The organism is Streptomyces sp. NPDC048436 (assembly GCF_043200355.1).
GTDB lineage: Bacteria > Actinomycetota > Actinomycetes > Streptomycetales > Streptomycetaceae > Streptomyces.
This window is the reverse complement of record NZ_JBICXP010000016.1, coordinates 149,407-170,007: the sequence shown is the minus strand read 5'-3', so window position 1 is coordinate 170,007 and position 20,601 is coordinate 149,407. Positions and strand designations below refer to the sequence as shown.

General features: G+C 71.1%; 21 protein-coding genes. 12 read left to right on the top strand and 9 right to left on the bottom strand.

Going from position 1 to position 20,601, the window contains the following annotated elements; translation table 11 throughout:
* The first annotated feature begins 130 nt into the window (after positions 1-130).
* Positions 131-640 carry a gluconokinase gene (locus ACGFX9_RS36180; RefSeq protein WP_393483345.1) on the top strand — a complete coding sequence of 170 codons (510 nt, stop codon included), beginning with the start codon at positions 131-133 and terminating at the stop codon, positions 638-640.
* Between the two features lie 71 nt (positions 641-711).
* On the top strand, positions 712-2,109 hold the full coding sequence (locus ACGFX9_RS36175; protein WP_393483342.1) for a gluconate:H+ symporter: 1,398 nt from the start codon (positions 712-714) through the stop codon (positions 2,107-2,109).
* Here ACGFX9_RS36175 and ACGFX9_RS36170 read toward each other — a convergent pair.
* The 5 genes from ACGFX9_RS36170 to ACGFX9_RS36150 all read right to left on the bottom strand — a co-directional run bounded on the left by ACGFX9_RS36170 (position 2,106) and on the right by ACGFX9_RS36150 (position 8,087).
* Complete coding sequence (locus ACGFX9_RS36170) at positions 2,106-2,843, bottom strand: cytochrome b/b6 domain-containing protein (protein WP_393483339.1); 738 nt, start codon at positions 2,841-2,843, stop codon at positions 2,106-2,108. The two genes, ACGFX9_RS36175 and ACGFX9_RS36170, sit on opposite strands and share 4 nt — an antisense overlap.
* Positions 2,815-3,480, bottom strand: coding sequence for a molybdopterin-dependent oxidoreductase (locus ACGFX9_RS36165; protein WP_393483406.1), 666 nt, complete (start codon positions 3,478-3,480; stop codon positions 2,815-2,817). The genes ACGFX9_RS36170 and ACGFX9_RS36165 overlap by 29 nt, the downstream gene beginning before the upstream one ends.
* A 141-nt stretch (positions 3,481-3,621) precedes the next feature.
* Entirely contained in the window at positions 3,622-5,187 is a 1,566-nt protein-coding gene (locus ACGFX9_RS36160; RefSeq protein ID WP_393483336.1) for an APC family permease, read from the bottom strand.
* 43 nt (positions 5,188-5,230) lie between these two features.
* Positions 5,231-6,190, bottom strand: a complete 960-nt coding sequence (locus ACGFX9_RS36155; protein WP_393483333.1) for a hypothetical protein — start codon at positions 6,188-6,190, stop codon at positions 5,231-5,233.
* A 241-nt stretch (positions 6,191-6,431) separates the two neighbouring features.
* Entirely contained in the window at positions 6,432-8,087 is a 1,656-nt protein-coding gene (locus ACGFX9_RS36150) for an FAD-binding dehydrogenase (RefSeq protein WP_393483329.1), read from the bottom strand.
* A 191-nt stretch (positions 8,088-8,278) separates the two neighbouring features.
* On the opposite strand from ACGFX9_RS36150, the gene ACGFX9_RS36145 reads away from it, so the two are divergent.
* Genes ACGFX9_RS36145 through ACGFX9_RS36120 form a run of 6 tightly spaced genes read left to right on the top strand, consistent with a single transcriptional unit; the run spans position 8,279 to position 11,996 of the window.
* The gene (locus ACGFX9_RS36145) at positions 8,279-9,256 is read left to right on the top strand and encodes a DMT family transporter (RefSeq protein ID WP_393483403.1); all 978 of its coding nucleotides are present in this window, start codon (positions 8,279-8,281) and stop codon (positions 9,254-9,256) included.
* A 25-nt stretch (positions 9,257-9,281) separates the two neighbouring features.
* On the top strand, positions 9,282-9,908 hold the full coding sequence (locus ACGFX9_RS36140; protein WP_393483326.1) for a TetR/AcrR family transcriptional regulator: 627 nt from the start codon (positions 9,282-9,284) through the stop codon (positions 9,906-9,908).
* Positions 9,905-10,678 (top strand): glucose 1-dehydrogenase, encoded by a 774-nt coding sequence (locus ACGFX9_RS36135; RefSeq protein WP_393483323.1) that lies wholly within the window; start codon positions 9,905-9,907, stop codon positions 10,676-10,678. The genes ACGFX9_RS36140 and ACGFX9_RS36135 overlap by 4 nt, the downstream gene beginning before the upstream one ends.
* A 15-nt stretch (positions 10,679-10,693) precedes the next feature.
* Complete coding sequence (locus tag ACGFX9_RS36130; protein WP_393483320.1) at positions 10,694-11,230, top strand: NUDIX hydrolase; 537 nt, start codon at positions 10,694-10,696, stop codon at positions 11,228-11,230.
* A gap of 20 nt (positions 11,231-11,250) precedes the next feature.
* Positions 11,251-11,643 (top strand): YidH family protein, encoded by a 393-nt coding sequence (locus ACGFX9_RS36125; protein ID WP_393483316.1) that lies wholly within the window; start codon positions 11,251-11,253, stop codon positions 11,641-11,643.
* Positions 11,640-11,996, top strand: a complete 357-nt coding sequence (locus ACGFX9_RS36120; RefSeq protein ID WP_393483313.1) for a DUF202 domain-containing protein — start codon at positions 11,640-11,642, stop codon at positions 11,994-11,996. Before ACGFX9_RS36125 ends, ACGFX9_RS36120 begins: the two co-directional genes overlap by 4 nt.
* Before the next feature lie 18 nt (positions 11,997-12,014).
* On the opposite strand, the gene ACGFX9_RS36115 is transcribed toward ACGFX9_RS36120, so the two are convergent.
* The gene (locus tag ACGFX9_RS36115; RefSeq protein WP_393483311.1) at positions 12,015-12,950 is read right to left on the bottom strand and encodes an NADP-dependent oxidoreductase; all 936 of its coding nucleotides are present in this window, start codon (positions 12,948-12,950) and stop codon (positions 12,015-12,017) included.
* 150 nt (positions 12,951-13,100) lie between these two features.
* Between ACGFX9_RS36115 and ACGFX9_RS36110 the strand changes: the two genes are divergently transcribed.
* The 3 genes from ACGFX9_RS36110 to ACGFX9_RS36100 all read left to right on the top strand — a co-directional run bounded on the left by ACGFX9_RS36110 (position 13,101) and on the right by ACGFX9_RS36100 (position 15,905).
* Positions 13,101-13,397 carry a hypothetical protein gene (locus tag ACGFX9_RS36110; protein WP_393483308.1) on the top strand — a complete coding sequence of 99 codons (297 nt, stop codon included), beginning with the start codon at positions 13,101-13,103 and terminating at the stop codon, positions 13,395-13,397.
* A 251-nt stretch (positions 13,398-13,648) separates the two neighbouring features.
* Positions 13,649-14,683 carry a phosphotransferase family protein gene (locus ACGFX9_RS36105; protein WP_393483305.1) on the top strand — a complete coding sequence of 345 codons (1,035 nt, stop codon included), beginning with the start codon at positions 13,649-13,651 and terminating at the stop codon, positions 14,681-14,683.
* A gap of 7 nt (positions 14,684-14,690) precedes the next feature.
* Positions 14,691-15,905 (top strand): acyl-CoA dehydrogenase family protein, encoded by a 1,215-nt coding sequence (locus tag ACGFX9_RS36100; protein ID WP_393483303.1) that lies wholly within the window; start codon positions 14,691-14,693, stop codon positions 15,903-15,905.
* Between the two features lie 74 nt (positions 15,906-15,979).
* On the opposite strand, the gene ACGFX9_RS36095 is transcribed toward ACGFX9_RS36100, so the two are convergent.
* The 3 genes from ACGFX9_RS36095 to ACGFX9_RS36085 are packed head-to-tail and all read right to left on the bottom strand — an operon-like array spanning position 15,980 to position 19,082.
* Positions 15,980-16,573 (bottom strand): TetR/AcrR family transcriptional regulator, encoded by a 594-nt coding sequence (locus tag ACGFX9_RS36095; RefSeq protein WP_363210818.1) that lies wholly within the window; start codon positions 16,571-16,573, stop codon positions 15,980-15,982.
* A gap of 26 nt (positions 16,574-16,599) precedes the next feature.
* Positions 16,600-18,318 (bottom strand): class I adenylate-forming enzyme family protein, encoded by a 1,719-nt coding sequence (locus ACGFX9_RS36090; protein ID WP_393483300.1) that lies wholly within the window; start codon positions 18,316-18,318, stop codon positions 16,600-16,602.
* Positions 18,315-19,082 carry an SDR family oxidoreductase gene (locus ACGFX9_RS36085; protein WP_393483400.1) on the bottom strand — a complete coding sequence of 256 codons (768 nt, stop codon included), beginning with the start codon at positions 19,080-19,082 and terminating at the stop codon, positions 18,315-18,317. The genes ACGFX9_RS36090 and ACGFX9_RS36085 overlap by 4 nt, the downstream gene beginning before the upstream one ends.
* 155 nt (positions 19,083-19,237) lie before the next feature.
* On the opposite strand from ACGFX9_RS36085, the gene ACGFX9_RS36080 reads away from it, so the two are divergent.
* A complete protein-coding gene (locus ACGFX9_RS36080) occupies positions 19,238-20,506 on the top strand; it encodes an exo-beta-N-acetylmuramidase NamZ domain-containing protein (protein ID WP_393483297.1) in 1,269 nt (422 codons plus the stop codon).
* Positions 20,507-20,601 lie beyond the last annotated feature (95 nt).

The following is a 20,601-nucleotide window of genomic DNA, read 5'->3' as shown; positions in this document are numbered from 1 at the left end:
AGACTTTTATGTCACAGACTCTTGAATTTGTCTGACCTAATGAGTTTCAGTGACGTGAACGAGCCACGGGTCTCCCCCGGCCCGTGGCTCGTGACACCGATGTCGAAGAGGACAGCGAGGCAGGACAGCGATGAGCACCCCCCACGTCGTCGTGGTGATGGGCGTGGCAGGAACCGGCAAGACAACGATCGGCCCCCTGCTCGCGACAGAACTCGGCGTTCCCTACGCCGAGGGCGACGACTTCCACCCCCCGGCGAACATCGCCAAGATGTCGGCCGGGACCCCGCTGACCGACGACGACCGCTGGCCGTGGCTCGATGCCATCGGTGCCTGGGCCCACAGCAGGGCCGGGCTCGGCGGTGTGGTCAGCAGCTCGGCGCTGAAGCGCAGCTATCGCGACCGGCTGCGGGCCGCGGCGCCCGGCGTCGTCTTCGTACACCTCACCGGTGACCGGGCCCTCATCGAGGACCGGATGTCCCACCGGCAGGGCCACTTCATGCCGACGGCCCTGCTCGACTCGCAGTTCGCCACGCTCCAGCCGCTCGGCTCGGACGAGGCGGGCGTCGCCGTCGATGTCACCGGCAGTCCGGAAGAGATCAGCGAGCGTGCCTTCGAGGCGCTGGGCGCGCTCGACCGGTAGTCCCCCCGGAATGCCCCCCGTAAGACCCCCGTCCCCGCCACCCCCCTCCCCTGACGTACAAGGAAGACACCGTGACCAGTCTCAGCGTTGAGATGCTGGCAGCGGACGCCGTCGAGCCGATCACCTCCGCGGGCCATGCCCAGCTGGGTATCGCCGTCCTCGCGGGCATCGCCGTCATCGTCCTGCTCATCACGAAGTTCAAGCTGCACGCGTTCCTGGCCCTGACCATCGGGTCGCTCGCCCTCGGCGCCTTCGCGGGCGCACCGCTCGACAAGGCGATCGCCAGCTTCACGGCGGGCCTCGGCTCTACGGTCGCGGGTGTGGGTGTGCTGATCGCGCTCGGCGCGATCCTCGGCAAGCTGCTCGCCGACTCCGGCGGCGCGGACCAGATCGTCGACACGATCCTCGCCAAGGCGGGCGGGCGCGCGATGCCGTGGGCGATGGTCCTGATCGCCTCGGTGATCGGACTTCCGCTGTTCTTCGAGGTCGGCATCGTGCTGCTGATCCCGGTCGTCCTGATGGTCGCCAAGCGCGGCAACTACTCGCTGATGCGGATCGGTATCCCGGCCCTCGCCGGTCTGTCCGTGATGCACGGTCTCATCCCGCCGCACCCCGGTCCGCTGGTCGCGATCGACGCGGTGGACGCGAACCTGGGCATCACGCTGGCGCTGGGTGTCCTCGTGGCCATCCCGACGGTGATCATCGCCGGGCCCGTCTTCTCGAAGTACGCGGCGAAGTGGGTGGACGTCTCCGCTCCCGAGAAGATGATGCCGCAGCGTCCTTCGGAGGACCTTCAGAAGCGTCCCGGGTTCGGCGTGACGGTCGCTACCGTGCTGCTTCCCGTCGTGATGATGCTGGCCAAGGCGTTGGTCGACATCATCGTGGACAACCCCGAGCACACGGTTCAGCGCGTCTTCGACGTCGTCGGCTCGCCGCTGATCGCGCTGCTCGCGGCGGTCATCGTGGGCATGTTCACGCTGGGCCGTGCGGCCGGCTTCACCAAGGGCCGGCTTTCGACCACCGTCGAGAAGTCGCTCGCGCCGATCGCCGGTGTGCTGATGATCGTCGGTGCGGGTGGCGGCTTCAAGCAGACCCTCATCGACTCGGGTGTCGGCAAGATGGTCCTGGAGATCTCCAAGGACTGGTCGATCCCGGCGCTGCTGCTCGCGTGGCTGATCGCCGTGGTCATCCGTCTCGCCACGGGTTCGGCGACGGTGGCCACCATCTCGGCGGCCGGGCTCGTGGCTCCGCTGGCCGCGGACATGTCCACCACGCACACGGCCCTGCTCGTGCTGGCCATCGGTGCGGGCTCGCTGTTCTTCTCGCACGTGAACGACGCGGGGTTCTGGCTGGTGAAGGAGTACTTCGGCCTGGACGTGGGGCAGACGATCAAGACCTGGTCGGTCATGGAGACGATCATCTCCGTGGTTGCGGGCGGTCTTGTGCTTTTGCTGTCGCTTGTGATTTAGCCGGGGTCAGGGCGGGGTCCTTTTCCCCGATCCCGCCCCTTCCCGAAGGTTCCGGCTCCGCCGGGCTCTTGGCTCGGCGGATCACCGGCTCCGCCGGGTTCGTCCTCAAACGCCGGACGGGCTGAAAGCCACAGCGCATGCTCCCGCTCCGCCCACTCCGGGTCCACCGACCCGGTCCGCATGCCGCGCCGCGCCTCCGGGTCCGCCCACGCCATCCCCACGTGCCCGGCGAGCACGAGGCCCATCGCGAGGGCCAGCCAGTCGTGGACGAACGTGCTTCCCGTACGCCAGGACAGCGGGGCCAGGTGCGTGAACCACATCAGCAGGCCCGTCCCCAGCATCACCAGGACCGCCCCGCCGATCCACCCCGCGTACAGCTTCTGCCCCGCGTTGAACTTCCCCGCCTGCCGGCGCGCGGTGCCACGCCGACGCCGCAGCCAGGCCCGGTCGTGCGGGCCGAAGCGGTTCAGGAGCCGCAGGTCGCCGCGGAAGGCGCGGGAGGCCAGGCCCGCCAGGAAGGGGGCCGGGAGCAGCAGGCCCGACCATTCGTGGACGGTCACCACCAGCGCGCGGCGCCCCACGAGCTCGGCCAGCTGAGGGACGTACAGACAAGCCGCGGTCCCCACGCACACACCCATCAGCAGCGCGGTCGTCCGGTGCGCCCACCGCTGTGCCGGGCTGAACCTCCGTACCCGTGCGGCCACTTCAGGTCGTGGGCTCGTCGTCCCTGCCATTCGAATCACCCACCCAGGCGTCGACGTCGTAGCCGCGGCGCTCCCAGTAACCCGGCTCCACCTCGTCCGTGAGGGTGATGCCCGAGAGCCACTTCGCCGACTTGTAGAAGTACATGGGGGCGACATAGAGGCGGGCCGGGCCGCCGTGGCTGTGGCCCAGGTCCTTGTCCTGCATCCGCAGGGCCACCATCACGTCCGCCCGCCGCGCCTGCCGCAGCGTCAGGCTCTCGCTGTACGCCCCGTCGAAGCAGGTGAAGCGGACGGCGCGGGCGTTGGGGCGCACTCCTGCCGCGTCCAGGAGCCGGGAGAGGCGTACGCCTTCGAAGGGGGTGCCCGGCACCCGCCAGCCCGTCACGCACTGGACGTCGCGGACCAGGCGCTGTTGCGGCAGGGCGCGCAGCTCGGCGAGCGAGTAGGCCGTGGGGCGGTCCACGAGGCCGTCGATCTTCAGACGGTACGTCGAGGCGCTCTTGTGGGGGACCGAGGCGGTCACCGAGTAGTAGCGGAAGCCGCCACCGTTGGGCAGCAGCTCCGTCAGACCGGTGGGGTCCTTGTCGGAGGCGGCGCCCAGGAAGGATTCGAGGCCTCGCTGGAGCGGTGGCGCGGCGGCCACGCCCACGGCGCCGAGGCCGAGCATACCGAGGACCAGACGGCGGCCGACCGGCGTACCGGCGCCGTCGTCCTCCTCGGGCCTGGGCGGAGGGGAAGTCGTCACCCCTCGATTCGAGCACCCGCGGCCCCCGGGGTACAGGGGCCGCGGGCATCCGTCAGAGTTCCGTCACACCTGGCCTGCCGGTTCCTCCGCCGCCTTCTCCAGCTGGAACGCCTCGTTGCCAAGACCGATCCGCGCGTGCGCCTCGGGCCTCGCCGAGCGCAGGAACGCGCCGTAGGCCAGGCCGATCACGGCGGCGAGCAGGATGATCCCGGGCAGCACCCAGCTGAGCGACGAGCCGGGGCCCGCGCCGACGAGGACGTCGAAGTCCTTGACGGTGTAGCCCGCGATGACGAGCAGGCCGACCGCGGCCAGGGCGGACGCGGTGATGCGCCAGGCCTGGGCGCGCGCGGCGCCGCGTCGTACGAAGAAGACGATGACCGCGACGGACGCGGTGGCCATCAGGAGGATGACGCCGAGGGCGCCGATGTTGCCGCCCCAGGTGAACAGGTGCAGGACCGGCGCGGTCGGGTCGCCGAACTTTCCGTCGTCGGTGACCGCGAAGGCGACCACGATCAGGACGGAGACGACGCTCTGGAGCAGGGAGCCGGTGCCGGGCGCTCCGGTGGAGGTGTTGGTCTTGCCGAACGCGGCGGGCAGCAGGCCCTCACGGCCCATGGCGAAGGCGTAGCGGGCGACCACGTTGTGGAAGGAGAGGATCGCGGCGAACATGCCCGTCACGAACAGGACATGGAGTACGTCGGTGAAGGTGCCGCCGAGCCGGGACTCGGTGAGCCCGAAGAGCAGCCCGGCGCTCTGTTCCTGTGCCGCGGGGACGATGCCGGACGGCCCCGCGGCGACGGTCAGCGCCCAGGAGCTGATCGCGAAGAAGATCGCGACGAAGCCGACGGCGAAGAACATCACGCGGGCGACGACGACCTGCGGGCGGCTGGTCTCCTCCGCGTACACGGGGGCCTGTTCGAAGCCGGTGAAGGCCGCGATGCAGAAGCAGAGCGAGGTGGCGACGCCCGCGCCCGTCAGGGTGTCCGGGTTGAACGCGTGCAGGGACAGGCCCTCCTTGGCCGGGTCCGCGATGGCCGCGATGTCGAAGATGACGACGAGCGCCACCTCGACGAGCAGCAGCACACCGAGCACGCGCGCGTTCAGGTCGATCTTCAGCCAGGCGAGTACGCCGACGACGGCGACGGTGAACAACGCCGGTATCCACCAGGCCACTTCGACGTCGAAGTAGGTGTTGAGCAGCCCGGAGACCTCGAAGCCGAGGAGGCCGTAGAGGCCCGCCTGCAGGACGCTGTAGGCGACGAGCGCGACCAGCGAGGCGCCCGCGCCCGCGGTGCCTCCCAGGCCCCTCGAGATGTACGCGTAGAACGCGCCGGCGTTGTGGACGTGGCGGCTCATCTCGGCGTACCCGAAGCTGAAGAGGCCGAGGACGACGCCGAGGATGAGGAAGAGCAGCGGCTGTCCGACCACACCCATCACGCCGTATGTGGTGGGCATGACACCGGCGACGACCATGAGCGGCCCGGTCGCAGCGAGCACGGACAGGAGGAGGCCCGCCGTGCCGAGCCGGCCGGCGCGCAGTGCCGTCTCCTGGCCCTTGTACGTGCTGATCCCGCTGCCGTCAGCGGCTTTGCTCGCGGGTCTCGTGCTGCTGGAACTGCCCGTCGCCATGGCGCGGTTGTCCTTTCAGGAGGGCCGGTTGATGCGGATGGGTTCAGGCGGAGCCGAGCGCGGCGCTGCGCGCGGCGGTGAACGCCTCGTACGGGTCACGGTCCGGGTACGACCAGGGCGCCCGGGTCGCGTGCCGTCCGATGCGGTGGAAGAGGGCGGCGGCCTCGGCCGCCCGGCCCTCGCAGAACTTGGCGTGGGCGAGGAAGTTGAGGTCGACGTGGCTGCGCGGGCGGGTCACGTGCAACGGCATCTCCCACTCCAGCCACCAGTCGAAGGCGGCCTTCATCACCTGCCGCGCCCGGCGCCCCGTCCAGTGCCCGGAGGCGGCCGGGTCGGCGGGCTCACTGCCCGCGGTGGCCAGGACGCGGTAGCGCTCGGCGTGCGCGATGACGGGAAGGACCGCCAACGGCGAGTTCGCGGGCGCCTGTTCGGCCGCCCAGGCGGCGAAGTCGTACACCTCGTGCAGCGGGTCCTGACCCGCCGCGGGGCGCCGCTCGGCGAGCCTTGCGACCATCAGGTGGTGGGCGTGGTGGTGTCCGGGGTGCCGGTGGCGGACCTCGTCGAAGAGCCTAACGACGTCCTCCTCGCGGCCCAGGGAGCGCTCCAGGGTGAGCAGCGCGAGCCAGGGGGTGGGGTCGGCGGGCAGGAGCGCGGCCACCTCACGGCAGGCCTCCCGCGCCTTCTCCGAACGCCCCTTGCCGCGTAGCGCGAGGTGCACGGAGGCATAGGCGAGCAGCACCGCGGCGTCGGTGCTCTCCGGCTCGGCCATCCGCCAGTCACGGGCCCAGGCGGTGGTGGTGTGCTCCTGCGCGAGTACGTCGAACCGGTGGCCCCTGCGGTCCCAGTCGTCGCCGGTCGCCGCGAGCAGCGCGCGGACCTCGGTCCAGCGGCCCTGCGCCAACGCTGTGCGGGCGGTGGCGAGTTCGGCGTCGTCGAGCGCGGAGTCGAAGGTGTGCGCCGCTCGCTTGCGTGAACGGCCCAAGGGGGGTGGGGGTGGTGACACCGCGGGACTTCCTCCCCGGCGCGGCTCGCGTGCGGATGATCACGCACAGCAAAGCGGTAGGCGGCGCTCCAGTCAAGGGCCGCCTACATACCTACCCTTCACCAACTCGTTTCAAAATTCTCAGACTTCACCCCCGACCTGCGGGGTTGCGCCTCAGGACACGATTCGGACAAGTGGCTGACAAGTGGCGTCGATCATTCCGGGATGCGACGAATATTCCGCGATGCGACGAACGCACCCTTCAGCTCACCGACTTGGCGGCGGCCCGGCCCGCCGTGCGCCCCGAGAAGAGGCAGCCGCCGAGGAAGGTGCCTTCGAGCGAGCGGTAGCCGTGCACTCCCCCGCCGCCGAAACCGGCCGCCTCCCCCGCCGCGTACACACCGGGAAGGGGTTCGCCGCCCTGCGCCAGGACGCGGGAGGAGAGGTCGGTCTCCAGGCCGCCGAGGGTCTTGCGGGTGAGGATGTTGAGCCGCACCGCGACGAGGGGGCCCGCCTTGGGGTCGAGGATGCGGTGCGGGGCGGCGGCCCTGATGAGGCGGTCGCCGAGGAACTTGCGGGCGCCGCGGATGGCGGTCACCTGGAGGTCCTTGGTGAAGGGGTTGGCGATCTCTCGGTCGCGCGCGGCGATCGTGCGGTGCAGCGCGGCCTCGTCGATGAGGGGCTCCTTGGTGAGGGCGTTCATGCCGCGCACGAGGGAGGAGAGGTCCTTCTCCACGACGAAGTCGGCGCCGTTGTCCATGAACGCCTTCACCGGGGCGGCCACATCGGCGCGCGCCCTGTCGATGACGCCGCGCACGGACTTGCCGGTGAGGTCGGGGTTCTGTTCGGAGCCGCTGAGCGTGAACTCCTTGCCGATGATGCGCTGGTTGAGGACGAACCAGGTGTATTCGTACCCGGACTTCATGATGTGTTCGAGCGTGCCGAGGGTGTCGAAGCCGGGGAAGAGCGGCACGGGCAGCCGGTCGCCGCGCGCGTCGAGCCAGAGCGAGGAGGGGCCGGGCAGGATGCGGATGCCGTGGTTGTCCCAGATGGGGTTCCAGTTCTGGATGCCCTCGGTGTAGTGCCACATGCGGTCGCGGTTGATGAGGCGCCCACCGGCCTCCTCGGTGATGCCGAGCATCCGCCCGTCCACGTGCGCGGGCACACCCGCGACCATCCGCTCCGGCGGAGTGCCGAGCCGCTCGGGCCAGTTGGCGCGTACGAGGTCGTGGTTGCCGCCGATGCCGCCGGAGGTGACGATCACCGCCTGGGCCCTGAACTCGAAGGACCCGGTGACCTCTCGGCTGCTGGCCTTGCCGCGCTCGACGCCGGAGGGCTCAAGGACCTCGCCGGTGACGGTGTCGACACTGCCCGCGCTGCGGGAGAGGCCCGAGACCCGGTGCCGGAACTTGAGCTGGACCAGGCCGCGGGCGACGCCTTCGCGGACGCGGCGCTCGAAGGGGGCGACGAGGCCGGGCCCGGTGCCCCAGGTGATGTGGAAGCGCGGCACGGAGTTGCCGTGCCCCTGCGCGTCGTACCCGCCGCGCTCGGCCCACCCCACCACGGGGAAGAAGCGCACCCCCTGCCGGTGCAGCCAAGGCCGCTTCTCGCCCGCCGCGAAGTCGACGTACGCCTCGGCCCATTTGCGCGGCCAGTGGTCCTCGGGGCGGTCGAAAGCGGCCGTGCCCATCCAGTCCTGGAGGGCGAGCGCGTGCGAGTCCTTGATGCGGAGCCTGCGCTGCTCCGGGGAGTCGACGAAGAAGAGGCCGCCGAAGGACCAGTGCGCCTGGCCGCCGAGCGACTGTTCGGGCTCCTGGTCGACGAGGATGACCCGGCGGCCCGCGTCGACGAGTTCGGCCGTGGCCGCCAGGCCGGCCAGGCCCGCGCCGATCACGATGACGTCTGCGTCGTAGGCCATCCGGGGGTTCCTCCTAAGCAGGGGCTTACTGGTGAGTCAGATCCTGGGCAGCGAAGTGACCGGCGTCAACCGTCAGGCTCGGGGGACTCGTGGAGCGAAGCGCCCGGCCGAGGGCTATCGTCGGCCGGGTAACCCGCCGAATCCCCGCCTTCTGGCCCGCCTCGAGCCCGTCTCCCGTCTTGAGGTACGACGTGTCGGTCCTGGTCCTCGTCCTCTCCGTGTCGGCCGCCTGCTGCCTGGGCTTCGGCTTCGTCTTCCAGCAGGACGCGGCGCAGCGCGCCCCCCTCGGCGACTTCCTCTCGCCGCGGCTGCTGCTCGACCTGGTGCGGGTGCCGGAGTGGCTCGGCGGGATCGGCCTCATGGTGTGCGGCATGGTCCTCGGCGCGCTCGCGCTCGGCCAGGGCGAGGTGTCCCTGGTGGAGCCGCTCCTGGCCACGAACCTGCTCTTCGCGCTCACCCTCTCCCGCCATCGCACCAAGCAGGCCTTGGGGCGTCAGGGCTGGTCGGGGCTCGTGCTGCTCGCGGGCGGGGTCACCGCGTTCATCGTGGCCGGGGAGCCGCGCGGCGGGGACGCCGGGTCCGATCCGCTGCGGCAGTGGCTGATCATCGGCGTGATGGTGGGCACCGCGACGCTCCTCACGGTGTACGCGAAGGGGTCCAGGCACCGGTTCACCGCCGGGCCCGTCCTGCTCGGCGTCGCGGCGGGGCTGCTGTACGGGGTGCAGGACGCGCTGACGCGGGAGAGCGGGGGGCGGTTCTCCGACGGGGGCTGGTCGGAGCTGCTCACGGGGTGGCAGCCGTACGCCGTCCTTGCCCTTGGGGTGACGGGGCTGCTCCTCGTGCAGAGCGCGTTCGAGACCGCGCCGCTGCGGATGTCGCTGCCCGCGCTGACGGCCGCGCAGCCGCTGGCCGGGATCGTGTGCGGGGTGGGGTTCCTGGGGGACCAGCTGCGGACGGACCCAGGGGCGCTCGCCTGGCAGGCGGTTGGCCTCGCGGCCGTCGTGGGCGGGATCGTGCTGCTGGGGCTGCACCCGGCGATGCCCAGGTCCGCGACGCGATTACGGGCCCCTGGGCCTTGCGCACCCCCATCACCGGCTTCGCCGAGTTCGTCTTCAAACGCCGGACGGGCTGAACTCCCGGCGCGGGGGATTGGGGACTCTCGCTTTTAGTAATGGCCAGCATTACTATGAGGCCATGCCCAGGACCTCAGGACCCGAGACCCGCGAGAAGCTGATCCGCGCGGGCGAGGAACTGTTCGCCTCGCAAGGCGTGGACGGAGCGCAGCTGCGGGACATCGTGCGGCTCGCCGGGCAGAGCAACCCCTCCGCGGTGCAGTACCACTTCGGCTCGCGGGCCCGCCTCCTGGACGCCGTCATGGCCGAGCGTCAGACCCGTACGGAGAAGCAGCTCGCAGCCGAGCTGGAGAAGGCGGACGACGGGCTCCACGGACTGCTCACCGCCCTGGTGGCCGCGGAGGCCACCGAGCTCCGCACCGAACGAGGCCGCCGCTGCCTGCGCATCTCCGCCCAGCTCAGCCACGAGAGCGGCGTGCGCACCCGCACCCCGCACCCCACCCTCGACTCCACCGTCTACTGGGAACTCATCGGACGCGTCGAGGACTGCCTCGCCGACCTCCCCGAGCCGCTGCGCCTTGAGCGGCTCGATCTCGCGCTCACCCTGATCGGCGCCGCCCTGGCCGACCGCGCCCGCCAGTATCTGGCCCGCACCACCCCCCTGACCGACGAACCACTCTTCCTCGCCGATCTCGTCGAGACCACCACGGCCCTGCTTCGGGCCCCCATCCCGCGGAGAGAACCATGAGCGCAGCGCACGACCTCACCGGCAAGACCGTCGTCATCACCGGCGCGGCCCGCGGTCTCGGCGCCGAGGCCGCACGTCAGGCCGTGGCCGCCGGTGCGAACGTCGTCCTCACCGACGTACTGGACGAGGAGGGCGAGGCCACGGCTGCCGAGCTCGGCGAGCGCGCCCGCTTCGTCCACCACGACGTGACGTCGGAAGAGGACTGGCAGCGCGTCGCGGACCTCGCCGTCGCCGAGTTCGGCGGGATCCACGGCCTGGTCAACAACGCCGGCATCGCCACCGGCCAGTTCCTGGAGTCGGAGTCGGTCGAGCACTTTCGCAAGGTGCTCGACATCAACCTCACCGGCGTCTTCATCGGCATGAAGACCGTCATCCCGGCCATGAAGGAGTCCGGTGGCGGGTCCATCGTCAACATCTCCTCGGCCGCCGGGCTCATGGGTCTCGCCCTCACCGGCAGTTACGGCGCCTCCAAGTGGGGCGTCCGCGGCCTCACCAAGATCGGCGCCGTGGAGCTCGGCACCGCCCGGATTCGCGTCAACTCCGTCCACCCGGGCATGACGTACACCCCGATGACCGCACAGGCGGGCATCGACAAGGGCGAGGGCAACTACCCCAACACCCCGATGGGCCGGGTCGGCGAACCGCACGAGATCGCGGGCGCCACGGTCTTCCTGCTCTCCGACGCCGCCTCGTACGTGAGTGGCTCCGAGCTCGCCGTCGACGGCGGCTGGACCGCGGGACCCACCCTGAAGTACGTCATGGGCCAGTGAGGTTGGATGGCCGCCATGACGACGAACAGCCTGCCCGTGCCCGACCCCGGTGAAGAGATCCTGTCCATCGTCGACGAGAACGACGAGGTCGTCGGCGAGGCCCCGCGCGGTGAGGCGTACGCGCGGGGCCTGCGCCACCGCTGCGTGTTCATCCAGGCGCGGGACGCCGAAGGCCGCGTCTTCGTGCACCGGCGCACCCCGACCAAGCTGGTCTTCCCCTCGATGTACGACATGTTCGTCGGCGGTGTCGTCGGGGCCGGCGAGTCCTACGACGACGCCGCCCTGCGCGAGGCCCAGGAGGAGCTCGGGGTCGACGGACTGCCGCGCCCCACACCGCTGTTCAAGTTCCTGTACGACGACGGCGCGGGGCACACCTGGTGGTCGTACCTCTACGAGGTGCGCTGCGACCTGCCGGTGAATCCGCAGGTCGAGGAGGTCGCCTGGCACGCCTTCGTCACCGACGCGGAGCTGGCCGAGCGACTCGGCGAGTGGGCGTGGGTGCCGGACGGGCTCGCCGCGTTCGAGCGGCTGCGGGAGTTCCGTGCGGGTTAGGGCGGGTTAGGGTGCGGCGAGTGAGCAACTTCGTACAGAGCCTGCGCCTGTGGTTCGCGCCCGAGCGGATCCGCGAGGAGGGCGACACCCCCGACTACCGCTTCTCGCTCGCCAACGAGCGCACCTTCCTCGCCTGGCTGCGCACCGCGCTCGCCCTCATCGGCGGCGGCTTCGCGGTGGACCAGTTCCTGCCGGACCTGCGCTGGGGGTGGCGCATCGGGCTCGCCCTCGCGCTGCTCGCCGCCGGTGTGCTCAGCTCGCTGCGGGCGGTCAACCACTGGGTGCGCTGTGAGCGGGCGATGCGGCGGGGGCAGGATCTGCCGGTCTCTCGCTTCCCGACGGTCCTGAGTCTGGCCGTCGCGTTCGTGGCGCTCGCGATGGTCGTCGTCGTGCTCTTCGGGTGGGAGGGGTGACGGGACAGGACCCGGACTCGGTCCCGGCCCCGGTCCCGGTCCCGGCCCCGGTCCGCGATCCTGGGCTGCAGCCGGAGCGTACGGCGCTCGCGTGGCGGCGCACGACGCTGTCCTGCACCGTCGCGGCCGTCCTCGCTGCGCGGGCCGCGCTCAAGGAGGGGACTACCGCCCTGGCCGTCATCGCCTGCGCCCTCTGCCTGCTCCTGTGGCTCGGCTTCCTGGGCGTGGCGCACCGCAGGATGACGGAGCTCGCGGCCACCAGCAGGCCGCTCAGGCTTCCGGCGCGGGCCGCGGCGACCGCCGCGCTGTGCACGCTGGCCCTCGCGGTGTGCGCGACGGCGATGGTGTTCTGACCGCGCCGCGGGAAGCGGTCAGTCCCCCCAGTCGACCGTGACGACGACCTTGCCCCGCGTGCGCCCCTCCTCGTTCTTGCGGTACGCGTCCGCCGCCCGCTCCAGCGGGAACGTCTCGGAGACGTGGACCGTGACCACGTCCTGCTCCACGAGCTGCGTCAGGCGCTGGAGGTCCTCGGCGTCGGGACGTACGAAGCAGTAGTGGCCGCCGAGGCCGATCACCGCGCCGTCCGCGATGGACGCGAGACGGCCGCCGGGCGCGAGGAGTTCCGCGGACACCCTGAGAGTGTCGCCGCCGATGCTGTCGAAGGCGGCGTCCGCGCCGTCCGGCGCGAGGGCCCGCACGCGGTCGGCGAGACCGTCCCCATAGGTGACGGGCTCGGCGCCGAGTTCGCGCAGGAAGTCGTGGTTGCGCTCGCTCGCGGTGCCGATGACGCGGGCCCCCGCGTGCCGGGCCAGCTGGACGGCGATCGAACCTACGCCGCCGGCCGCCGCGTGCACGAGGACGACCTCTCCCTCCGTCACCGCGAGGGTCTTGACGATCACCTGGTAGGCGGTGAGCCCGGCGAGCGGCAGCCCGGACGCCTCCGCGAAGGTGAGGTTGCGCGGCTTGCGGGCCAGGGTGCGCACGGGGGCCGCGACGTACTCGGCGAGGGTGCCGCGCGAGAGGAAGTCCTCGCGTACGTAGCCGATGACCTCGTCCCCCACGGCGTACTCCGGTACGGAGAGGCCCGGCTGGACCACGACGCCCGCGACGTCCCAGCCCGGGATCACCGGGAAGACGGGGTCCAGGATGCCGTCGAGGTGTCCCTCGCGGCACTTCCACTCGACGGGGTTCACGGACACGGCGCGGACCTTCACCAGGACCGAGTCGGGCCCCACCTTGGGGTCGCGCACATCGCCGTACTCGAGGACTTCGGGTCCGCCGTACCGGCGGTAGCTGATCGCCTTCATGGGGTCGACTTCATGGGAGCGCCTTCGTGGGATCGCCGGTGGGGCGGCATGCGGTGGTGAAAACATCAACAACGCTTCCATATCCCCACCAAACAGGCATCGAGGACTAGCCTGAGAGGGTCATCCCCTCCCACAGAAGGCGCACGCACCATGACCACGCTCCACCACGAACACCCCGTACACGAGCACATCCACGGTCCCGCCTGCGGCCACCCGGAAGTGCCGCACGGCGACCACGTCGACTACGCGCACGACGGGCACATGCACCGCCTGCACTCCGGCCACTGGGACGAGTGCGAGCCCAGCGGGCACGCCATCCACGAGGGGCACGACCACCGGCACGGCGAGGGCTGCGGGCACAGCTCGGTCGCGCACGGGGACCACGTCGACTACGTCCATGACGGTCACCGGCACGCGGAGCACGACGGCCACTGGGACGACCACTGAGGCCTCACCCTGGCCACCCCGGGGCCGCGCCGCCCCCGCCGACTTCCCCCACTTCCCCCCCCACTTCCCCCGCACGGACGCCGACCGGCAGTCCGTGGCGGGGGATCGGCGTGTTCGGGGGTTCTCCCCGGCGGCGCGATCCCGATCACGTTCCTCCTGCGCTCTGGACTACATACCGACTGGTCGGCATCATGAACGTCAGCGCGACGCAGCGCGGCATACCGACGACGACCGTCCGACCAGGAGCGAAGATGAGCTCAGACCATCCGCCAGGCCTCGACCTCGACCAGTTGCGCGGCCATCTGGACCGCGAGCGGCCGGGCCTCGTGGGCGGCCCGCTCACCGCCCGGCTGATCGAGGGCGGCCGGTCGAACCTCACGTACGCGGTGACGGACGGCGGCGCGCGCTGGGTGGTCCGGCGGCCACCGCTCGGGCACGTGCTCGCGACCGCGCACGACATGAAGCGCGAGCACCGCGTGATCAGCGCCCTGCACCACGGGACCGAGGTACCGGTGCCGAGGCCCGTGCTGTTGTGCGAGGACGTCGACGTGCTCGGGGCGCCCTTCTACGTCATGGACTTCGTGGACGGCACGCCGTACCGCACCGCCGAGGAGCTGGCACCGCTGGGCGCCGAGCGCACCCGTGCCGCCGTACTCGGCCTGGTCGACACCCTCGTCGAGCTGCACTCCGTGGACCCACAAGCGGTCGGCCTCGGTGACTTCGGGCGCCCCGACGGCTTCCTCGACCGGCAGCTGCGCCGCTGGGGCAAGCAGCTGGACGCCTCCCGCAACCGCGACCTCGCGGGGATCGACGAGCTGCACGCGGCGCTGGGGCGCCAGCTGCCCGACTCCCCCACCGCCACCGTCGTGCACGGCGACTACCGCCTCGACAACGTCCTGATCGGCGACGACGACCAGATCAAGGCGATCCTCGACTGGGAGATGTCCACGCTCGGCGATCCGCTCACCGACCTGGGCCTGCTCGTCATGTACAGCCAGCGGCTCGAACTGCCCAACTCCCCCATCAGCACCACGGCGGGCGCCCCCGGACACCCGGAGGCCGCCGAGCTGATCGAGCGGTACGCCGCGCGCTCGGGTCGCGACGTCTCCGCGGTCTCCTGGTACACGGCGTTCGCGTGGTTCAAGCTCGCCGTGATCCTGGAGGGCATCCACTACCGGTACACGCTCGGCCAGACGGTCGGAGCGGGGTTCGACCGCATCGGCGAGCTGGTTCCCGTCTTCATCGAGCACGGCCTCACCACCCTCCAAGGACGACAGGAAGGCTGAGACAGCCATGGACTTCGCATTCGACGCCCGCACCGAAGAGCTGCGCGCCAAGCTCCTCACCTTCATGGACGAGCACGTCTACCCGGCGGAGAAGACCGCCGCGGAGCAGCGCGCCCTCCTCGCGTCGCCGTGGGACACCCCGGCGATCGTCGACGAGCTGAAGGCCGAGGCCCGTAAGCAGGGCCTGTGGAACCTCTTCCTGCCTGATGCCGAGCACGGCGCGGGGCTCACCAACCTCCAGTACGCCCCCCTCGCCGAGATCACCGGCCGCTCCCCGCAGCTTGCGCCCACCGCGCTGAACTGCGCCGCGCCGGACACCGGCAACATGGAGGTGCTCGCCCAGTTCGGCGACGACGAGCAGAAGAAGCGGTGGCTGGAGCCGCTGCTCGCCGGTGAGATCCGCTCGGCGTTCGCGATGACCGAACCGGAGGTGGCGTCGTCGGACGCCACGAACATCACGACGCTGATCGAGCGTGACGGTGACGAGTACGTCATCACCGGGCGCAAGTGGTACATCTCCGGGGCGATGAACCCGGACTGCCAGATCTTCATCCTGATGGGCAAGACGGACCCCGAGGGCGCCGACCCGCGCCGCCAGCAGTCCATGGTCCTCGTGCCGCGCGACACCCCCGGCGTCGAAGTGCGGCGCGCGATGCAGGTGTACGGCTACGAGGACCACTCCCACGGCGGGCACGCCGAGGTCGTCTTCGACCGGGCCCGGGTTCCCGTGAGCAATCTGATCGGCGAGGAGGGCGGCGGCTTCGCCATCGCCCAGGCGCGGCTCGGCCCCGGCCGTATCCACCACTGCATGCGCCTGATCGGCATGGCCGAGCGGGCCATCGAGCTGATGTGTCAGCGTGCGGTGGCGCGTACGGCCTTCGGCAAGCCGCTCGCCCAGCAGGGCGTCGTCCAGGAGTGGATCGCGGACGCGCGGGTCGCCGTGGAGCAGCTGCGTCTTCTCGTACTGAAGACCGCGTGGCTGATGGACACCGTGGGCAACAAGGGTGCGCACACGGAGATCCAGTCCATCAAGATCGCGACCCCGCGCACGGTGGTCGGCATCCTCGACCAGGCCGTCCAGCTGTACGGCGCGGGCGGGGTGAGCCAGGACTTCCCGCTGGCCGAACTGTGGGCGGGGGCGCGGACGCTGCGCTTGGCTGATGGGCCGGATGAAGTCCACCAGCGGTCGCTGGCCCGCAGGGAGCTGAAGAAGTACGCGTAGCGGGCCAGGGGCCTCGGGCACCGGCGATCACCGGCTTCGCCGAGTTCGTCCTCAAACGCCGGACGGGCTGAATTTCACGGCCGCAACGCCCTCAGCAGCAGGTCCGCCAGATGGTCCGCGACCTGCTGCGGGGTGAGCGGGCCGCCGGGGCGGTACCAGGTGGACAGGTGGTGGACGGAGCCGAAGTGGTAGTCCACCACCAGGTCCGCGGGGGTCGCCTTGGAGAAGACGCCGGCCTCCTGGCCCTCCTCGATCAGCGCGCGGAACCGCTCGTGGTAGCGGCGGCGCTCGGACCGTACCTGCTTGTTCTTCTCCGGGCTGAGGTGGTGCATGGAGCGGAAGAAGATCGAGGCGTCGTCGAGGTTGTCGATCGTCGTGACGACGACGTCCGCCGCCGCGTCCCGCACCCGCTGTTCGATGGGCGCGTCGGCGTCCGCGTAGGCGTCCAGGCGCTCCTGCTGCACGCGCAGGACGCGTGCGTACACCTCGTGCAGGAGATCGTCCTTGGAGCCGAAGTAGTGGTAGAGCGCGCCCTTGGTGACGCCTGCCGACTCCACGATCTCCTGCACCGACGTGCGGTCGTAGCCGCGGTCGGCGAAGAGCCGCGTGGCGGCGGCGAGCAGCCGCTGAGGGACGGGCGTGCCGTCACCGTCCGTCGTCCTGGCCACTGCCGCCACCTGCCTTTCGAGTGTCGCTAGCTCTCGTCGTGCCGAGAGCCGCTGTCGTTGCGGGAACGCAGTTCCCGCCGGAGGATCTTCCCACTTGTGGTCTTCGGCAGCTCCGGCAGGATCTCGACCGCGCGCGGGTATTTGTACGCGGCGAGCCGTTCCTTGCAGTACGCCGCCAGCTCGTCCGGCGCCACATCGGCCTGCGGGCGCAGGCTGACGAAGGCCTTGACCGTCTCGCCGCGGTAGCTGTCGGGGACGCCGATCACCGCCGCCTCGCGTACGGCGGCATGACTGTAGAGGACGTCCTCCACCTCGCGCGGCCAGACCTTGAAGCCGGAGGCGTTGATCATGTCCTTCTTGCGGTCGACCACGTAGAGCCAGCCCTTGGCGTCCATGAAGCCGATGTCACCGGTCCGCAGCTCTCCCTCGGGGAAGGCCTCCTCGGTGGCTTCGGGGCGCTTCCAGTAGCCGGGGACGACCTGCGGGCCGCGCACGGTGATCTCGCCCTGCTCGCCGAAGGGGACGTCCTGGCCGTGGTCGTCGACGATGCGGACGACCGTCTCGGGGCCGGGGACGCCCACGGCCAGCGTGCCGGACACCGGGTCGACGGGCGCCTCCTGGCCGGGCGGTACGGAGGCGCAGGGCGCGGTGCACTCCGTGAGGCCGTAGCCGTTGTGGAGGTAGGGGCCGAAGTTCGCGCGGAACTTCTCCACCAGGGCGGGCGGCAGCGGCGCCCCGCCCGAGGAGATCATCGTGAAGGAGTCGAAGTGCTCCCGCGTCACGGAGGGGTGCGCGGCGAGCGCCATGAACGCCGTGGAGGGGCCCACGGTGTAGGCGGGCCTGTGCTCGGCGAAGGCGTCGAGGACGACCCCGGCCTCGAAGCGGTAGGCGAGCGCCAGGGTGCCCGCGTTGGTCAGGGCGCCCGCGACCTGCGCGACCATGCCCGTGATGTGGAAGAGCGGCGCCATCGCGAAGTAGCAGGCGCCTTCCGGGATGCCGGAGCCGGTGCGCTGCCGCTCGGCGTTGTAGGTGATGTTCCCGTGGGTGTTCATGGCGCCCTTGGGGGTGCCGCTGGTGCCCGAGGTGTAGCTGATCAGCGCGATGTCGGCGGGGCCGAGCCGCCGGTCACCGGGGGCGGGCAGTTTCTGCCGGGCGACCGTCACCAGGTCATCGGCGTCGGCGGCCTGCGGGAGGCGTTCGAAGTCGAGGACGCGGGTGTCGTTGCGGGTCTGCAGGTCGAGCTGGCACGCGGTGAGCACGATGCGTACGGGAGAGGCCGCGGCCGTCTCGCGCAGATACGTCTCCCATGCGCGGTCCGAGCAGATCAGCGCGGTCACGTCGGCGTCCCCGAGGACGTGCCCGACCTCCGCCGACTTGTACATGGGGTTCACGGGCACGACCGTGGCGCCCGCCTTCCACGCGCCGAGCAGCGCGATCACGAAGTGCGGGGTGTTCTGCAGGAGGATCGCGACCCGGTCGCCGCGCTCAAGGCCGCGCGCGGCCAGATAACCGGCGACGGAGTCGGTGAGGGCGTCCACCTCGCGGTAGCTGAGGCGGCCGTCGAAGTACGCGAGGGCGGTGTGGTCGGGGGCCTTGAGCACCGAGGCGCGGAAGGCGTGCACGACGGAGGCGGCGGGCTCGACCGGGCCGCGCTGGGCCTCGGTGAGCCGGGCGAGCCAGGGCTTGGCGGCGTAGATGGACGCGGTCGGGGTCCCCTCGGACGGAGTCGGGGTCACGTCGCTCACCGCTCGGTCGCCTCCCACTTCTGCTGGAGGTGGTTCATGCCGGTCAGCCACTTGTCGGGCTCCGCGGCGCGGATGCGGTAGTACTCGGCGACGTCGGGGTGCGGCAGGATCAGGAAGCGGTTCTCCTCGATCCCGGCGAAGAGCGCCTCCGCGACGTCCTCGGGCTCGATCGCGGTCGGCGTGAGGACGAGGTCGCCCGCGGTGCCGGTGGCGGCGAGCATGTCGGTGCGCACGCCCTGCGGACAGATCGCGTGGACATTGATCCCGTGGTGGCGGTAGGTGAGGGAGAGCCACTCGGCGAAGGCGTACGCGCCGTGCTTGGTGACGCTGTAGGGCGCGGCGCCGATCATGGTGAGCAGTCCCGCCGCCGAGACGGTGGAGACGAAGCGGCCGCTGCCGCGCTCGAGCCAGTCGGGGAGCAGCGCGTGGGCCGCGCGGACATGGGCCATGACGTTGACGTCCCAGGCCGTGGCCCAGACCTCCTCCGGCGCGGCCTCCGAGCCGCCCGAGCCGAGGCCCGCGTTGGCGCAGTACACGTCGACCGTGCCGCTCAGCGCCTCTCTGGCCTCCGGCACGATCGTGGAGGCGTCGCCCGGCACGGCCACGGCGCCGATCTCGTCGGCCACGGCCTTGGCCTTGACCGCGTCCAGGTCGTTGACCACGACGCGCGCCCCTGCGGCGGCGAACCGGCGGGCCAGCGCGGCCCCGATCCCGCCTCCGGCGCCGGTGACGACAACACCCTTGTCCTGCAGGCTCTCCACGATCAGTCTCCTTCGACTGCGGCTCCGCTGTGATCGCAGACTAACCAGTCGGTATGTTCGGATGGAAGGGGGCCGGGCAGCCGGTTTCGTTCCCCGCCGGGAGTCCGCGCGCTAGCGTGCGTGGCCATGACAGCCACCGCGCTCACGGAGGTCTCTGTATGAACCTGTCCCGCCGCAGCCTGTCCAGACGGGGCCTGCTGGCCGTCACCACGGCCACCGCCCTCACATCGGCGGCCCCCGCGTCCGCCGCGGGAGGCGGAGGCGGATCGGGCGGCGGCCGGCGGCTGCGCACCGGCTTCGAGCGTCTTTCCGCGGACGGCTACGCACTCCTGGAGGGCGAGCGGGTCGGCGTCGTGACGAACCCCACCGGTGTCACCAGGGACGTACGGCACATCGTGGACGTCATGCACGCCGACGACCGCGTGAACCTGGTCGCGGTCTTCGGCCCGGAGCACGGCTTCCGGGGGACGGCGCAGGCGGGCGGTTCCGAGGGGCGCTACGACGATCCGGCGACCGGGCTTCCCGTCTACGACACGTACCAGAAGAGCGGCAAGGCGCTGGCCGACGTCTTCACGGCCTCCGGCGTCGACACGATCGTCTTCGACATCCAGGACGCGGGGGCGCGCTTCTACACGTACATCTGGACGCTCTTCGACTGCATGGAGTCGGCGGAGCTCGCGGGCAAGCGGTTCGTGGTGCTCGACCGGCCGAATCCGGTGACGGGGCGCGGCGCGTACGGCCCCGTCCTGCACAAGGAGTTCGCGACGTTCGTCGGGCGGCAGCCGATCGCGCAGGCGCACGGGATGACGGTGACGGAGCTGGCGCTGCTGTTCAACGGCGAGTTCCTGGAGCGGCCCGTCGAGCTGGAGACGGTGCGGATGACGGGGTGGAAACGCTCGGACTTCTACGACGCGTCCGGGCTGCCGTGGGTGCCGCCGAGCCCGAACATGCCGACGCCCGACACCGCGCTCGTCTACAGCGGCACCTGTCTCTTCGAGGGCACGAACCTCTCCGAGGGGCGCGGCACGACCCGCCCGTTCGAGCTGCTCGGCGCGGAGGGCATCGACCGGAAGTGGGCGGCGGCGGTAAGCGAACTCGGCCTGCCCGGCGTGCACTTCAGGGAGGCCTACTTCGCGCCGACGTTCTCCAAGTTCCAGGGCAAGACCGTCGGGGGCGTCCAGCTGCACGTGCACGACCGCGAGGCGTTCGAACCGGTGAGCACCGGCATCGCGCTCCTGGTGACCGCGAAGAAGGTGTGGAGCGGCTTCGCCTGGCGCCCGGACAACTGGATCGACAAGCTGACGGGCACGACGCGGGTGCGCACCATGATCGACGCGGGCGCGGGCACGGACGAGGTGGTGGCCGCCTGGCAGGACGACCTCGCGCACTTCCGAGCCGTGCGGAAGCGGTACCTGCGTTACAAGTAACGGGGGACAACCCCCACCTGCAAGGGGGTGCCTGCCGGGTGGTGTGGCGCCGGGCGGACCGGGATCGTGATCTTCAGCTCCGTACACCTGAGTTG

Excerpts from the sequence above, each read along its gene's own strand:
- ACGFX9_RS36110 (WP_393483308.1), top strand. The coding sequence starts at position 13,101 with ATGACCACGCTCCACCACGAACACCCCGTACACGAGCACATCCACGGT.
- ACGFX9_RS36130 (WP_393483320.1), top strand. The coding sequence starts at position 10,694 with ATGACGACGAACAGCCTGCCCGTGCCCGACCCCGGTGAAGAGATCCTG.
- ACGFX9_RS36080 (WP_393483297.1), top strand. The coding sequence starts at position 19,238 with ATGAACCTGTCCCGCCGCAGCCTGTCCAGACGGGGCCTGCTGGCCGTC.
- ACGFX9_RS36180 (WP_393483345.1), top strand. The coding sequence starts at position 131 with ATGAGCACCCCCCACGTCGTCGTGGTGATGGGCGTGGCAGGAACCGGC.
- ACGFX9_RS36150 (WP_393483329.1), bottom strand. The coding sequence starts at position 8,087 with ATGGCCTACGACGCAGACGTCATCGTGATCGGCGCGGGCCTGGCCGGC.
- ACGFX9_RS36160 (WP_393483336.1), bottom strand. The coding sequence starts at position 5,187 with ATGGCGACGGGCAGTTCCAGCAGCACGAGACCCGCGAGCAAAGCCGCT.
- ACGFX9_RS36100 (WP_393483303.1), top strand. The coding sequence starts at position 14,691 with ATGGACTTCGCATTCGACGCCCGCACCGAAGAGCTGCGCGCCAAGCTC.
- ACGFX9_RS36170 (WP_393483339.1), bottom strand. The coding sequence starts at position 2,843 with ATGGCAGGGACGACGAGCCCACGACCTGAAGTGGCCGCACGGGTACGG.
- ACGFX9_RS36140 (WP_393483326.1), top strand. The coding sequence starts at position 9,282 with ATGCCCAGGACCTCAGGACCCGAGACCCGCGAGAAGCTGATCCGCGCG.
- ACGFX9_RS36165 (WP_393483406.1), bottom strand. The coding sequence starts at position 3,480 with ATGCTCGGCCTCGGCGCCGTGGGCGTGGCCGCCGCGCCACCGCTCCAG.
- ACGFX9_RS36135 (WP_393483323.1), top strand. The coding sequence starts at position 9,905 with ATGAGCGCAGCGCACGACCTCACCGGCAAGACCGTCGTCATCACCGGC.
- ACGFX9_RS36115 (WP_393483311.1), bottom strand. The coding sequence starts at position 12,950 with ATGAAGGCGATCAGCTACCGCCGGTACGGCGGACCCGAAGTCCTCGAG.
- ACGFX9_RS36105 (WP_393483305.1), top strand. The coding sequence starts at position 13,649 with ATGAGCTCAGACCATCCGCCAGGCCTCGACCTCGACCAGTTGCGCGGC.